The 15,064-nt window shown below is 71.9% G+C and carries 11 protein-coding genes; 5 read left to right on the top strand and 6 right to left on the bottom strand.

The window, feature by feature from the left end; all coding sequences use genetic code 11:
- Positions 1-15: 15 nt before the first annotated feature.
- Both OG496_RS52665 and OG496_RS52660 read right to left on the bottom strand, forming a co-directional pair.
- Positions 16-2,829 (bottom strand): AAA family ATPase, encoded by a 2,814-nt coding sequence (locus tag OG496_RS52665; protein ID WP_405976111.1) that lies wholly within the window; start codon positions 2,827-2,829, stop codon positions 16-18.
- A gap of 327 nt (positions 2,830-3,156) precedes the next feature.
- Positions 3,157-3,621: a hypothetical protein gene (locus tag OG496_RS52660; RefSeq protein WP_405976110.1), complete on the bottom strand. Its 465-nt coding sequence runs from the start codon at positions 3,619-3,621 to the stop codon at positions 3,157-3,159.
- Between the two features lie 259 nt (positions 3,622-3,880).
- On the opposite strand from OG496_RS52660, the gene OG496_RS52655 reads away from it, so the two are divergent.
- Both OG496_RS52655 and OG496_RS52650 read left to right on the top strand, forming a co-directional pair.
- A complete protein-coding gene (locus OG496_RS52655) occupies positions 3,881-4,348 on the top strand; it encodes a DUF1003 domain-containing protein (RefSeq protein WP_366495981.1) in 468 nt (155 codons plus the stop codon).
- 68 nt (positions 4,349-4,416) lie between these two features.
- Positions 4,417-4,707, top strand: coding sequence for a WhiB family transcriptional regulator (locus OG496_RS52650; protein ID WP_405976109.1), 291 nt, complete (start codon positions 4,417-4,419; stop codon positions 4,705-4,707).
- Positions 4,708-4,742: 35 nt separating this feature from the next.
- On the opposite strand, the gene OG496_RS52645 is transcribed toward OG496_RS52650, so the two are convergent.
- The gene (locus OG496_RS52645; RefSeq protein WP_405976108.1) at positions 4,743-7,436 is read right to left on the bottom strand and encodes an ATP-binding protein; all 2,694 of its coding nucleotides are present in this window, start codon (positions 7,434-7,436) and stop codon (positions 4,743-4,745) included.
- Positions 7,437-7,590: 154 nt separating this feature from the next.
- Positions 7,591-10,083, bottom strand: a complete 2,493-nt coding sequence (locus tag OG496_RS52640) for a flippase-like domain-containing protein (protein WP_405976107.1) — start codon at positions 10,081-10,083, stop codon at positions 7,591-7,593.
- Positions 10,084-10,317: 234 nt separating this feature from the next.
- Between OG496_RS52640 and OG496_RS52635 the strand changes: the two genes are divergently transcribed.
- The 3 genes from OG496_RS52635 to OG496_RS52625 all read left to right on the top strand — a co-directional run bounded on the left by OG496_RS52635 (position 10,318) and on the right by OG496_RS52625 (position 13,590).
- Positions 10,318-10,869, top strand: a complete 552-nt coding sequence (locus OG496_RS52635) for a DUF308 domain-containing protein (protein WP_366495898.1) — start codon at positions 10,318-10,320, stop codon at positions 10,867-10,869.
- A 206-nt stretch (positions 10,870-11,075) separates the two neighbouring features.
- The gene (locus tag OG496_RS52630; RefSeq protein WP_405976106.1) at positions 11,076-11,954 is read left to right on the top strand and encodes an LLM class F420-dependent oxidoreductase; all 879 of its coding nucleotides are present in this window, start codon (positions 11,076-11,078) and stop codon (positions 11,952-11,954) included.
- Between the two features lie 94 nt (positions 11,955-12,048).
- Positions 12,049-13,590 carry a GMC family oxidoreductase gene (locus OG496_RS52625; RefSeq protein WP_405976105.1) on the top strand — a complete coding sequence of 514 codons (1,542 nt, stop codon included), beginning with the start codon at positions 12,049-12,051 and terminating at the stop codon, positions 13,588-13,590.
- A gap of 87 nt (positions 13,591-13,677) precedes the next feature.
- Here the strand turns inward: OG496_RS52625 and OG496_RS52620 are convergent, their stop codons facing one another.
- The gene (locus tag OG496_RS52620; RefSeq protein WP_366495901.1) at positions 13,678-14,133 is read right to left on the bottom strand and encodes a MarR family transcriptional regulator; all 456 of its coding nucleotides are present in this window, start codon (positions 14,131-14,133) and stop codon (positions 13,678-13,680) included.
- Between the two features lie 82 nt (positions 14,134-14,215).
- A complete protein-coding gene (locus OG496_RS52615; protein ID WP_405976104.1) occupies positions 14,216-15,007 on the bottom strand; it encodes an acetoacetate decarboxylase family protein in 792 nt (263 codons plus the stop codon).
- Positions 15,008-15,064: the final 57 nt, after the last annotated feature.

Here is a 15,064-nt window from a genome sequence, read left to right as displayed (position 1 = left end):
TCAGAGGGACTTCTTCTACGGTACCGCCGGACCCGCGGCCCGTGCCGTGGCTCCGGATGGCTTCGCCTCCAGGGCGGCGCGGAGCGCGGCGCGTGAGGTGATGCCGAGCTTGGGGTACAGCCGGTGCAGATGGGAGCCGACCGTGCGGTGGGAGAGGAACAGCCTCTCGCCGATCTGCCGGTTGGTGAGGCCCACGGCCGCCAGTTCGGCGATCTGCCGTTCCTGCACGGTCAGCGCGGCGGCCTCTGCGGCGGGCCCGCTGGGGGTGACGACGCCGGTGGCGCGCAGTTCGTTGCGGGCCCGCTGGGCCATGGCCTTCGCGCCGAGCCGGTCGAAGGTTTCGAGGGCGGCGCTCAGATGGCGGCGGGCGTGGTGGTCGCGGGTGCGGCGCAGCCACTGTCCGTAGGCGAGCTGGATGCGCGCGTGTTCCCACGGCCACCGGGCCGCGTGGGGCAGGGCGAGGGCCGCCTCGAACAGGGGCCCGGCGTCGTCCTCGTCGGCGGCCACGGCCTCGGCTCCGGCGCAGATCAGCGCGGTGCGCGAGGAGATCCGGTGGATGCCCGCCGTCCGTGCGGCGGCGACCTGCGCGCGGGCCTCGTCCGTACGCCCGGTGCGGACGGCCGCCTCGACCAGGTCCAGGACCAGCCACCGGCCCGGGATGCCCGCGCTCGGTGCGCCGGAGGGATCGATCCTGCCGACCTGGACGTGGGCCTCCTCGTAGTCGCCCTGGCCCATGGCCGCGAGGTGGCGGGCCGAGTGGGCGTAGGCCTCCGTCACCTCGATGCCGCGGGGTGCGGCCCAGGTCGTGGTCTCCTCGCTGCGGGTCCGGGCGAGGTCCCCGTCTCCGCGCGCCGCCGCGCCCGTCGCGAGCAGGGCCCGGATCTGCCGCTCCCAGAAGCGGTAGCCGTGGGCCGCCGCCAGCTCCAGCCCCTCCTGTGCCAGTCCCTCGGCCTCGTCCCACCGGCCGTGCGCGTAGGAGTCGCTGCAGAGCAGCATCAGCGCGGGGACGGCCATGGCGATCGCGCCGCCGTCGCGTTCGCGTTCGATCATGCGGGAGACCAGGTACCGGTGGTCCGACAGGGCGTCCATCGCGACCGCGGCGCAGGCCAGTGGGATCAGTTCCCAGGGCGCCGCGTCGGCGGGCAGCGCCGCGAAGGCGTCGGCGAGGCCCTTGCGCAGCGCGTCGGAGGCGGTGGTGGGGTGAACGTACGCCTCGTAGCAGAGTCGGATCGCGGTCATCTCGGTCGGTTCGAACCGGTCCAGCGCGGTCTTGAGGAGTCGCCACGGCTCGGGTCGGTGGGTGTGGACGCTGACGAGGAGCAGCGCGTACAGGATGCCGCTGTGGTCCCATTCGTCGTCCGTGGTGGTGGCGGCGTTGTCGTCGAGCGCCCGGGCGAGGAGGCGGTGGGCGGCGTCGATGTCACCCTCGTCGTGGGTGAGGAGCTGGGCGGTGGCGGCGAAGGCGAGCCCGGTCGGCGGGTCGGCGGCCCGTCCGGCTTCGGCCAACAGCCTTGGTACGTCGTCGAGTTGGCCGGTGAACGTCGCGAAGTAGGCGGCCTCGACCAGTCGGCGGGACCGGTCGCCGGGGTGTGGGCTGAGTTCACCGGCCCGCACGAGCGCGGCCACGGCGGCGGACGCGGCACCGCGCCGCCGGTCGGGGGCGGCGGGCTCGCCGTGCCGCCAGGCGGGCAGGGCCGCTTCGTCCAGCGCCCTGGCCAGCGTCTCGTCCGGTCCGGTCGTGGCCTCGGCCAGGTGCCAGGCCCGGCGCTCGGGTACGTCGGTCAGGGCCGCGGCCAGGGCGAGGTGGGCGCGACGGCGTTCGCCGGGGCACGCCAGGTGCACGATCGCGGCGCGGGTCAGCCGGTGGCGAAAGGTGATGCGGCCGACGCGCGCATCGACCTGGAGCAGGTCGGCCTCCCGTGCCGGGGCGAGGACGTCGGAGCCGTCGGCCTCCCCCGCGGCCCGCCGGATCACGGCCCGGCCGATCCCGGGATCAAGTGCGGCCATGAGGAGGGCTGTTCGGGTCGGCGCGGGCAGTCTCCCGACGGCGGAGGCGAAGGCCGTCTCCAGTCGGCCGGACAGGGGCAGGAGCGCGGGGAGCGGGAGGTGGCCGGAGCGCTGCCGGACGCTCAGCTCTTTCGGCAACTCCCGCAGTGCGAGCGGGTTTCCCGCGGCCTCGGCCAGCATCCGCAGCCGTACCGACGGCCCCAACTCGGGCCACCGGGCGTCCAGTAACTCGACCGCCTCCGGCTCGGCCAAGGGTTCGATCTCCCGTACGGGCAGGTCGAGTTGGTCGCAGAAGCTGTCCGCCCCGGTCCGTGCGGCGGCCAGGAAGACGATCGGTTGGTCGCTGATCCTGCGGACGACGAAACCCAGCGCGGTCGCACTGGCCCGGTCGATCCACGGCACGTCGTCGGCGACCATCAACACCGGCCGCTCCACGGCGACTTCGCCGAGCAGGGCGAGTACCGCGGTCCCGGCGGCCAACGGATCCGGTGACGGTCCGGGCGCGAGTCCGAAGATCCGGTCGACGACATCACGATGGTGCCCGGCGAGCCGCTCGGCGTACCGCCGCAGCGGATAGAGGAGTTGGTGCAACGCCGAGTAGGTCATCCCGGCCTCGAACTCCACGGCGGAGGACCGCAGTACCCGCGTTCCGGCGTCCACGGCCCGTGCCGCGGCGGCGTCGAGCAGCGCGGTCTTCCCCACCCCCGGGCCGCCGCGCAGCAGCAGGCCGGGGCAACCCCCGTCACGCCCGGCCGACAGCGCGTCCAGCAGCCGCGACTCGGCCGTGCGACCGACCAGGTCCGCTCCAGGCCGTGAGGTCACCGACTTCCCTCCATCAAGTTGCTTGCCTAAAGAAATATATCCAGTCGGCGCGAGGGAATGCGCGTGCTCTCCCTCTACAACAAGATCGTCGCTGATCCAGTGACAGGGGTCGATGTTCCCGGTCACAGCATTGGGAGCCGACGACAGTGACCGCCCACACGGCCGCCTCGCCGTCGCGTCGGAACCGTCGCGCGACGACGGAGCGGGAGGCGGCATCGCGCCGTACCTGCTCGCCAGAAGCAGCAGGCCGTGGGTGGTGTCCCACGACCCGCTGCCCCGGTGGCCCGGCCGGCCGCCGCACCCGCGGGGTGCGTCAGAGGTCGACGGCTACTGCGCGGCCTCGGCCGCTTCGTCCGCCTCGGCCCTCGCCAGCACCGCGTCTAGCGTGGCGTACTCCGCCTCCTCCACGGCCGCGATCGCGAACTCGACGGCGTCGGCGGCGTAGTCCTCGGCGTCGTCGGCGGCGTGGCCCAGCCGCTTCGTGTCGCGCTCGGCCTTGCGGTCCTCCAGTTTCGTGCGGACCGAGCCCACGTGGTCCTGCCAGGAGGTCTGTACCTGGTTCCAGCTTCCGGTGACGTCGGCCTTGGCGCGCTGACCGCTCGACTGCAGCCGCTGCGCGCCCTGTTCGGCCTTGTCCTTGGCGTCGGCCACCGCGGCGGACAGCTTCTGCCGGTCCTCCGCGACACTCGCGGCCACGGTGCGCTGGGCATCCTGGGCCTTCTGGGACAGCTCGGCGAGGCGGCCGGCGGGGCCGTCCGAGGTGGCGTTCTTCTGCGGCGTCGGGTCCGACATGGTGATCCCTTCCTTGACGGATACGTGCTGATCGCTGACGCGAGGTACCGAGGTACACGCCTCAACTGCCCGTCACTCTTCCGTCGCGCCGCCCCGCCCCGCTTGGGTCAATCGACTCAATGGGCGGCGTACAGGCCTGCGGTGCGGCCATGCCCGCAGTCGTTTGACCCAAGGAAGGCGCCCGGTCCGTCCCTACGCTGACGGGCGTCTCTCGTGAGCAGCGGATCAAGGAGTGCCCGTGCCCCCTGGAACCAATGGGTTGGACATACGACTGCCGAACGAGCAGGCCGTGCTCGCGCGCATGCGGGGAACCCAGGACCGGATCGCCGACGCGATCACCACCTTCGCCGGGACCATGCAGTTCGTGTATCTGCACGCGCTGTGGTTCGCGGTCTGGATCACCTTCAACGAGGGGCTGTTCGGCCCTTCCGCGATCTGGGACCCCTACCCCTTCGGACTGCTCACGATGATCGTCAGCCTGGAGGCGATCTTCCTGTCGACCTTCGTGATGGTGAGCCAGAACCGCCAGGCGATCCGTGAGAAGGTCCGCGCCGACCTGGACTTCGAGACCAATATCCGCTCCGAGGTGTGGTCGGCCCACATGGGCCATGTCCTGGGGATCAGCGCCGAGCAGGTCGAGCAGGACGTCAAGACACTCCTGGCGGAGAACCGGGCGAAAATGAACGACTCCGAGCCGATACCGACCGCCCATCGGTCAATCGACTGAAGCCATGACGCAGGCCCGGCGACGACGATGATCCGCACCGGATCGACCCGTCACCGGGAGGAAGCGTCATGATCCCTCGCCACCGCCCCTTCGCCGCCTACTGGGACTGGCAACAGCACGCCCTCTGCCGGGGCATGGACAGTTCCGTCTTCTTCTCCCCGCCCGGCGAGCGCGGCACCGCGAAACGGGCGCGGGAGAAGAAGGCCCGGGCCGTGTGCGGGAGTTGCCCCGTGATCGAGGTCTGCGCCCGGATCGCCATGAACGGCCCCGAGTCCTACGGCGTGTGGGGCGGCCTGTCGGAAGGCGAACGCAGCGCGCTGCTGCGGACCCCCCGTGCGCCCAGGCGGAGGCGTAAATAACCCTGGAGCACCTCAGGTACGGCTCCGGGCCCGCGTCATCCGACCGCCGGACCGTCCTCACCGGGCGCCTTCAACAGCGGGGCCAGCTCGCTGCGCGAGGTGATCCCGAGCTTGGGAAAGGCCCGGTACAGATGGGCGGCGACCGTGCGGTGGGACAGGTACAGCCGTTCCGCGATCTCCCGGTTGGAGAGCCCCTCCGCGGCCAGCCGCGCGATCAACACCTCCTGCGGCGACAGGAGTTCGGCGACGGACGGAAGCGCGTTGTCGGCTCCCTGCGCCGCGTTGTGGCCCGCCCAGTCGGAGGCGCCGACGAGGTCGAAGGCGGTCCGCGCCGAGTGCAGCAGCGCGCGGGACCGGGCCGCCTGGCGGTGGCGTCGCAGCCACTGTCCGTACGCGTGCTCCGTCCGCGCCCTGACCAGTGGCCAGCGGGACAGGTCCTGGTCCAAGGCGGCCAGGTACAGCTCCTCGGCCGACCCATCGGGGGCCAACACGGCACGGGCGTACGGCAGTTGGACGTGCAGCAGCGGGGCCGGAGTCACCCGTGCGGCTTCCTCCACGGCCATGAGGATCCGCGCGGCTTCCTGACGGTCGCCGCCCCGGTCCGCCGCCACGACGAACGGCGTCAGCGCGGCGAAGCCCGGCTGTCGCAGGCCCTCGGGCGGCCGGTCGAGAAACGGCCGCAACTCGTCGTACGCCTCGGCGTACCGCCCCTCCCCCAACCTCGCCAGCCCACGGGCCAGCCGTAGCGTCGGGACGAGATCGGCGCGCTGCCATGCGGCCACCGTGTCGGCCAACTCCTGTGCCCGTACGGCCTGTCCGCGCAGTGCGGCGGTGATCGCGTCCGTGGCGGCGAGCGCGGCGACCATGGCCGGCTGTCGGGTCCCGGCGACGATCCGGCGTGCTTCTTCGGTGAGTTGAGTGGCACGCGGCCAGTCCCCGAGGAGCAGCAGGTCGGCGGCTTCGGTGAGGAGGGTCTCCGCGAGCAGGCCGAGTCTGCCCTGTGCGCGGAGGATCGGTGCCGCCCGGCCGAGCAGGTCGACCGCGCGGACCGGATCGCCGATCTCGTGCGCGGCCATGCCGAGCAGCCGTAGTCCGTCGGCGTCGGGGCGGTACCAGACCGTCTCGTGCGACGGCAGCCGGTCGGCCAACGCCCGGCCGTGGCGCACGGGTTCGGTGAGTGCCAGGGCCGCGAGGCGGCGGGGGTCGTTCGTGGAGGTGAGCCGCTCGGCGGCCTCGACGACCCCGGCGCGCGCGGCAGGATCGGCGGCAGTGCGGTGAACGTGGAGTGCCGCACTCAGCAGCAGGTCGAGCGCGAGGTCGGGTTCGCACGCCGACAACTCACCGATGTCCGGCGGCACTTGTGCCCGTGCCGGGCCCGGCTGCGGCTCGGCGTCCGAGAGGTCCCGCAGCCACCAGGCCTTCGCCCGGTCCGAGGCGCCGAGTCGCTGGTGTTCCGCCGCCTCGATCAGCGAGTGGGTCAGGCGGATACGCCCGAGGCCGTACGCGTGCTCGGCCGCGGCCAGCAACCGGTGCCCCCGGGTGACCGAGTCCGTGGTGAGCTGCGCCGAGCGCTCAAGGGCCCAGATGGCCGCGACGACTCCGTGCCGTCGGAGCAACGAGGCGTGGGCGTCCGCCAGTTCGTCCGCGAGCTCGTCGTCGGGGCCGTTGACGGACTGGGCGCGATGCCAGGTGCGCCGGTCCGGGTCGTCGGTCAGCACCTGCGCCAGAGCCGCGTCGGCGGCCTGTCGGCGGACCTGGGTCTCCGCCCCCAACACCGCGAAACGCACCACGGGATGGCAGAAACGCAGGGTCGTCCTGTCGAGCCGTACGAGCGATGCCGCGATCGCGCCGTCGAGCACGTCCACCGCGACCGCGCGCCCGGCGAGGACGGAGGCGGCCGCCAGGAGTTCCGAGAGGTCTCCGACCTGGTCGACGGCCGCGACCAACAGGGCATCCCTTGCCCGGTCCGGCAGTTCGCCGAGGTCGGCCGCGAACGCCGTCTCCAGTGCGGAGTTCACCGGAAGGTGGGTCCACGATCCCGGTTGCCCCAACGGGCGCCACGCCTTGGGGAGTTCGACCAGTGCGAGCGGGTTGCCGAGCGCCTCGCCGAGGATGCGCTCGCGGACGGCGGGAGGCAGCGTGGCCGCGTGACGGGCCAGCAGCCGTCGCGCCGAGGGCTCGTCCAGGGCCGGCACGTCCAGCGCGGGAACGCCCGGCAGGGGGCGTCCCGCGCGAAGGGCCGCGAGGACGACGATCGGGTTGTCGTCGACCCTGCGGGCCAGGAACGCCAGCACATCCCGGGTGGGCCCGTCGAGCCGTTGGACGTCGTCGGCGATCAGCACTACAGGCCGCTCGGCCGCTGCCGCCGTGAGCAGGTTGAACGCGGCCAGGGCCACCCGCAGGGTCTCCGGCGGCGGTCCGGAACGGCCGTCGAACGCCGACCGCAGGATGCCGCCCTGCCCCACCGGCAGGGATTCCGCCGCGCCGAGCACCGGCCGCAGCAACTCACGTAGACCGCTGAAGGGCGTGTCGTCGGGGCCCCCGGCCACCTCCAGCAGCCGCCATCCCGCCGACCGGGCGCGTTCCGCCACGGCCCGCAGCAACGCGGACTTGCCGACGCCCGGACCGCCTTCCAGTGCCAGGGCGCCACCTGCGGCGGGCAGCCTGTCCAGCAGGTCGTGCAGGACCCTCACCTGCCGGTCGCGGCCGAGGAGCCCGGCTTCGTGCACGCGTCTCCCCAGACTTCCAGGACACTCCATGTCTTCACCAGCGGAATCGTAGGAGAACCCCCACGGCAGGGCTTCGGTCATGTGACCGCGCCCTGAACTGCAAGGCGGCGCCGCCCGGCCCGTCCAGCGTACGACTCCCCGGTACGCCGACCCGTCACACGTAGCCCCGCCGCTGCACGAAGCTCAGCGCCAACGCACCCAGCGGCACGTTCAGCCAGAACGTCAGCAGCCGGTAGACGAGCACCGCCGAAGTGGCCGCCCCCGCCGCCACGCCGAGCGTCGTCAGCCCGGCGATGAGCCCGGCCTCCAGCGCTCCGAGCCCGCCCGGTACCGGAGCCGCGTTGGCGATCAGCCGGGCCGCCATGTACGCGGCACCGACCTGGATGAAGGGCAGGCCGCCGCCCAGCGCGTGAAGGCTCATCGCGAGGCCGACGACCTGGATGAGGGGCAGGCCCAGCGCGCCGACGACACCCACGACGACCTTGGCCGGTTCGGTGGCGAGCCCGGCGATGGTCGATCCGGCCGCGCGCAGGAACGGCCACACCTTGTCGTGCAGGAAGCGCCGTCCGGGCGGGGTGAAGCCGAGCAGGCCCCCGGCGGCGAGCACCAGGGCGATGGCCCACAGCACATACCGCCCGGCGGACAGATCCAGATGAACTCCCGTGTGACCACGGCCCGCCCAGGCGAAGAACACGGCGGCGACAACGGTGTTGGAGAGCGCGCCGGCCAGGCTCTGCAGCCCGACCGAGGCCGTGGCTGCCCCGGTCTCGATCCCTGTCTTCTGCAGATAGCGCAGGTTGAGCGCCATGCCGCCCACGTTGCTCGGGGTGATCCGGTTGAGGAACGAACTGGCGAACTGCACCTGGTAGGTGGGGCCGAACGGCAACCGGTCCGGGATGGTGCCCAGTTGCAGACAGGTCGAGAACGCCTGTGAGAGGAAGGTGATGGGCAACACCGCGAGCACCCACCACCAGTTCGCGTCCCGCAGCGCGTCGACGGCCGCCGGTGCATTGGCCAACTGCGGTAGCACCAGGTGGAGTACGAGGAACGCGCCCGCCAGTCCCAGGGCGCTCTTCCACGTGAACCGTGCCAGATGCGCGATGGGAACTGCCTTAGTGTCACTCGCAGTTGAGACCTCGGCGGCGAGATCACGCAGCAGGCTGGGCCGTCCTCCGGCACGCAGCGTGCGCCGTCCGGCCTTCTCCCTGGCCGCCCGCGCGCGGGCCTGGTCGTACCGGGCGACCGCGTGCCGCGCGGGTCCCATCAGCGCGAGCGGCTGGAGGTATGGCAGCGCGGTGGCGAGCAGTTCCGGCCCCAGCCCGGCCAGCGCGCACGCGGTGGCACGCTGGGGGCCGACCCGTACGGCGGTCGTGGCCAGCAGTTCGGCGATGTCGGCGCCGAGCATGTCGGGCGGCGCGTTGAGCCGGCCGCGCGCGAACGCGGAGAGCCGGCTCTCGCCGCCCGGTTCGACGCGGATGTGCTCGGGGCGCAACTCCCCATGCCCCAGCCGGTGTTCCTGGAGCCGGGCCACGGAGGTCCACACTCCGACGAGGAGCTGATCGGTCAACTCCCCCTCCGGCAGGGCGGACAGAGCGCGGGAGTCCCGATCGACCGTCGCCACCAGCGCGCCGCCGCCGGCCACCGGGTACGCCATCACCGGCTCGTCCACCCGGGCGCCGGTGCGGGCCGCGAAGACGAGCATCAGCAGCTCGTGCTCGGCGGCTCCGAGCGGCAACTGGGCGGTGGCGTCGGCGGGATGGCGCAGCAGCGTCCGCCGGGCGAGCCGGCGGAAGAGGTCACGGTTGTGGTCCTCGGCGGCGAGCACCCGCACCGACAGCCGCGAACCGGCGGTGGTCACGGCACGGTAGACGGTCCCCTCCCCCACATGCTGTGCAGCCAGGGGCAGTTCACCCAGCTTCGCGACCGAGATCCCGGAGTCGGCGAGGGCGTCGGCGACCGCCTGGATCGGCGGGCGGTCGGCGGGAGCCCCGGCCAGCAGCAGGACGGCCGACCCGGCCGCGCCGCCCACGGCGAGTGCGGCGAAGGCGTCCAGCGGAACGATCGCCGCGGCCGCGACACTCAGCGCGCCGCAGCCGACGGCCAGGAACCACAGCGCCCGCCGCTGGCGCGCCCCCAGCCACGGCCCCGCCGCGACGACCGCCGCCGCGCAGGCCGCCAGATACACGGCCGACGGCCAGCCCGCCTGTACCAAGCCGTCCCGGCCGTCCAACACCTCCGGCCACGCGTCCGGTCTCCCCCGCTCCAACGCCAGACGCGTGAGCGTCCACGCGCCGAGCGCACCGAGCGCCGCCGCGGGCAGAACCCGTAGAACAGGCTCGATCCGTCGCCGTACGCACCACACCACCAAGGAGGCAACCGGCGCCAGCAGGGCGACGGCTTGGACCGTTCCCACGAGGGCGTCCCGCAGGGCCGGGGGCAGTGCGGTCGCCGTGGTGAGGAGGCCCTGCTGGGCCGCGCGGACGAAGTCGCGCGTGGCGAGGGCCAGGAGAACCGTCGCGACGAGTACGGCCAGTGACACCAGCAGGCGCCACAGATCGACCGCCCGCCGCACGGTCCGGCGCGGCGGATCCTCGATCACCGGGACCGAGGTCGGCGGGCTGTCACGGCCGTCGGTCCCACTGATCACGTCGGCTCCTTGTCGACAGGCCGTAGGCCAGGAGGTACTGATGCTGGCGCCCCGGCCCGCCCCGCGCATCGGTCAGATGACCGCACGGGTTTCTGTGACGACGGTAAGGGAGTAAGGAAGTAGCGGATGCAGTCGTATGACAGATCGCGGCGGGGAGGCGCGACTCTAGCCTTCCTGGCGAATCCCGGCCTCGGGCGAAGAACGAGGCGACACCCTCGTATGTGGAAGGTGACCATGTTCACTTCACCCAACGTGCTCCTCTGGCGCGGTCTGCTGGCTGTCGCCCTCGGCGCGGTCTCCGTCGCCTGGCCCGGCATCACCATCAACGCCTTCGTCATCCTCTTCGCCGTGTACGCGTTCATGACCGCGGCGACGGACAGCGCCCGCGCCTTCGCCGGCGACAGGGTGGGGCCCGTCCTCGGCTGGCTGCTGCTCGCGGGGCTCTCGTTGGCGGGCGGCATCGTCGCACTGGCGTGGCCCGGCATCACGGCGCTCGCGCTGACGATCTGGATCGCCGCGTGGGCACTGACCACCGGCGCCATGGAGATAGCCCTCGCCTTCCAGCGCGACGAGACGGCGGGTGAACGCACCCTGTACCTCCTGACCGGCGCGGTGTCGCTCGTCTTCGCGTTCTCCCTGTTCGTCCGCCCCGACATCGGCGCGGTCTCCCTCGCCACCGTCTTCGGCCTCTTCAGCCTCGTCTACGGCGTCTCGGCGGTCTTCGCCTCCTTCGAGGAGCGGCGCCGCCGGCACGCGGCGAGCCAGCGCGAACCGGTCCGCGCCTGAGCCTCCGGCAACGGACCGCCGCGTGGCGCCGACCGGCCCGGTGGAAACGGCGCCACGCGGTACCGGGCGGGAGGGGATCGATCGTCCTGCGGTCCCTTCCCTTCTACCCCTTTCTTTCTGTCCATTTCCTTGCTTGACAAAGCATATATCGCGCCCGGCATACTCGATGGTGATCGATCCAGCGGTTCGCACGACGGAAGGCCCGCATGAACCTCGGCATCGCCATCGCGGATTTCACCCGGCCCGGCGGCCCGGCAGGCATCGCCCGCCTCGTGGGCCAACTCGCCCGCGCGGCGGAGGAGTTCGGCTTCACCCGCATCGCCGTCATGGATCACCTCTTCCAGATCGGCATCGTGGGCGCCTCCGAGCAGGAGATGCTGGAGGCGTACACCACGCTGGGCTACCTGGCCGCGTCCACCGAACGCGCCGAACTCCTCGCCCTCGTGACCTCGGTCGGCTACCGAGAACCCGGCCTGCTGGCCAAGATGGTCACCACCCTCGACGTCCTCTCCGAGGGCCGCGCCGCCCTCGGCATCGGCGTCGGCGCCGGCTTCAACCTCGCCGAGGCGCGCGGACTCGGCCTGCCCTTCCCGCCGGTCACGGAGCGGTTCGAGCGGCTGGAGGAGACGCTGCGGATCTGTCTGCAGATGTGGAGCGAGGACGAGAAGCCCTTCGAAGGCCGGTACTACCGACTGGAACGCACCCTCAACTCCCCCGCCTCCGTGCGGAGTCCGCGCCCACCGATCCTCATCGGCGGCTCCGGCGAGCGGAAGACACTCCGGCTCGTCGCGGAGTACGCGGACGCCTGCAACCTCTTCCACGGACCCGACCTCCGACACAAGCTCGACGTCCTCCGCAGGCACTGCGACGAGGTCGGGCGCGACTACGACGAGATCGAGAAGACGGTCCTGCTCCCGCTCGACCCCGGCACGCGCGGCGAGAACATTCACGCCCTCCTCACGGAGTTGCGCCGACTGGAACACCTCGGCTTCGACCACGTCATCGGACCGATCCGGGGAGCCGACCAGCTGGCCGCACTGCGGCTGCTGGGCGAGCGCGTCGTACCGGAAGTCCTGAACGCCTGACCACCTGAGCATCTGGCCACCGCGCGCCAGAGTCACTGCGTATGACGCGCATTTTAGTTGCTTGCGAAAGCACATAGATACGAGGAGAAGTCCAATGAGCACCACGAGCGAACACCCCGGGCCCGGAACCGACGATGCCGTGGATGTCGTGATCGTCGGTGGAGGCTCCGCCGGTGCCGTACTCGCCGCGAGGCTCAGTGCGGATCCGCGGCGAACGGTCCTGTTGATCGAGGCGGGCCCGGACTACCCCCAAGACCGCCTCCCCGAGGGCCTGTTGACCCCGCACGTCCTGGCCGACCCGGACCACGACTGGGGCTACACCGCACGTGCCACCGACCTGGCCCCGAGCATTCCGGCGCCGCGCGGCCGGACCATGGGCGGCAGTTCGGCGGTGAACGCGGGGGTGGCGATCCGGGCGCGCGCTGCGGACTTCGCGGCCTGGGGCGAGCGGTACGGGATCAAGGGCTGGTCGTACGACGAAGTCCTCCCGACGTTCCGGGAGATGGAGAACACGCCCACCGGGGACGACACCTACCACGGCCGTACCGGACCCTTCCCCGTCCGGCAGTGGACGTACGACCAACTCACGTCCTCGCTGCGGGCGTTCGTGGACGGCGCGGCGGGTCTGGGGTTCCGGCGGAACGACGACTTCAACGGCGCCCGGCAGGACGGTACCGGCGGCTACCCGGTCAACATCGTCGACGGGGTGCGCCAGAACTCCGCGCTGGTGTATCTGACACCGCAGGTGCGCAGCCGCCCCAATCTGACCGTGCTGAGTGACGTCACGGTCGACAAGGTGATCGTCGAGGACGGTGTGGCGCGGGGTGTGGTGAGCGCGTCGGGGTCGGTCTTCCGGGCCGGTGAAGTGGTGCTCTCCGCGGGGAGTTACGGCAGCCCGGCCATCCTGCTGCGCTCCGGTGTCGGCCCGTCCGCGGATCTGCGGGAGCTCGGTATCGACGTGGTCGCCGATCTCCCGGTCGGCCGCCAGTTGCAGGATCACCCCTTCTTCCACGCGTTGTTCGCCCTCGCGCCCGAGCACCAGACCCTGACGTCGGCCTTCGCGGCGCATCTGTGGCTGGCCTCGCCCGAGGCGCGGGCCGGCGAGCTGGACCTCAGCATCGTCGCGACCCACCTCCCGGACGGTTCCTTCAGCCCGACCGGCGGGGCGATCCTCCTCGCCACGGCCGTGACCCGCCCCGAGTCGCGCGGTTCGGTGCGGCTGGCCAGTCGGGATCCCCACGACGCCCCGGTGATCGACAACAACTACCTCGCGACGCCCAAGGACCGCAGTCGCATGCTGGAGGGCGTGCGGCTCGTACGCCGGCTCGCGAGCACCGCGCCGTTCGCGGGTGCGGTGGCGTTCGAGCTCGTACCGGGTGAATCAGTGGGCGACGGCGAGGAGTTGGAGGCGGCGATCGCGGCTGGCATCTCGACCTACGGCCACCCGACCTCGACCGCGCCGATGGGCGGGCCCGGGGACGAGTGGGCCGTCGTCGACGAGTCGGGGGCGGTGCACGGGCTGACCGGGTTGCGCGTGGTCGACGCCTCGATCATGCCCGAGGTCCCGTCGACCGTGACCAACGCGACGACGATCATGATCGCGGAGCACATTGCCCGGCGCGTGTACGGGAGTTGACGCCGCTCGGCGTCACGTCACGCGGAAGGTCCCGGACACGAGGAGTGTGTCCGGGACCTTCCGCGTGCACAGTGACCGTTCCGGATCTCAGTCGAACTTCTCGACCACTGTCTCGAACTGCCGCACCATGGCCGACAGCGACCGGCCGTCGAGATGGTCCATCACGCGCTTGCGGGCACTCGCGAGGTGTATCGGGTAGGCCGCCTGAAGCCGCTTGAGCCCTTCCGGAGTGAGGGTCGCGACATTCCCGCGCGCGTCCCCCTCGTAGCGCCGTTTCACGACCTGGCCGCGACTCTGCAGCGCGTCCACGACACGGGTGATTCGGCTCGCCGACAGGGCGGTCGCCGCCGCGAGATCCGCCATGCGGAGTTCCTGGTTCTCGGCCTCGGACAGGCTCATCAGGACGACGTACTCGGTGAGTGTCAGTCCCGTCGCCCGCAGCAGATCGTCGTCCAGCGAACGCGGCAGCGCGACGATGACCCGCATCAGGGCACGCCAGAAACGCTCTTCCTGTGCGGTCAGGGGATCCTCGGCGGCGGTCATCCGTGCAGATTAGCGTGCTCAAGCAAAGAACCTCAAGCAAGGAACCCTGAGCCATGACATCCCACGGGCGTCGCCCGTCCCGCTACACGCCCAGCCGGCGTACGTCGGTCACGCTGTACGACATCGAGGCGCGGAAACCGGCGCCGGTGCGCACGGGAGCCAGGTCCGCCAGTTCCTCGCCGCGGGCCGCGAACAGTGTGATGTCTCCGGTACCGGTCCACACGTCGGCGAGTCGGCGGTCGTCGGACTCGGCCATCACCAGTTCGTGCACGGCGGGCTTGTCGTACTCGTCGGCGACCAGGCTGGGGAAGTGCCGGAGGTTGACGGTCGGGCGTGCGAACAACGCGGCCGGGTCGGAAGCCGGCTGCTGGAGCGTGACTGTGGCCTCCGCGAGGGTGTGCCCGGCCGCCGACAGGGAGGCACCGAACCGGCCGCCCGCAGCGAGGGCCGGTGACGCGCTGCCGGGCGCCGCGAAGACGCGGGTCTGGCGGACCGAGCCCAGCTTCTTCGGGAAGCCCTGCACCCAGCCGCGGGCCAGGGCCAGGTCGTTGTCGACGTAGATGTACGGGCACCACGACACAGGCTCGTCCTGCCAGTGGGCGTCCACCAGCACCATGAACTCGCGGTACTGGCTGCGCACCGGGTCGAGGTACTCGTCGTGCCCGGCGGAGAACTGCCAGTCGGCGAACAGCGCGACCGCGCGCCCGTCGGAGTCCGGGTCCGGGGTCAGCCCCTCGGGGAGTGTCACCTCGGCGGCGGCCGGGTCCGTCCAGAACTCCACGCCGACGATGTCGCCGGCGTAGTGCCACGGCGGGGCCGAGGCGAGGTTCGCCTCTCCGCGTGGTGACAGGGGGTAGGTGTAGCCCTGGAGCATGAGGGTGCCTCCTCAGCGGAAGGTCGATCCCGAACGGCACCATGTTTCGCCACGGCG

Origin of the sequence: Streptomyces sp. NBC_00988 (assembly GCF_045162645.1) — a bacterium.
In the GTDB taxonomy this organism is placed as follows: domain Bacteria; phylum Actinomycetota; class Actinomycetes; order Streptomycetales; family Streptomycetaceae; genus Streptomyces.
The sequence above is the reverse complement of the archived record's forward strand: the minus strand, read 5'-3'. Positions and strand labels throughout refer to the sequence as shown.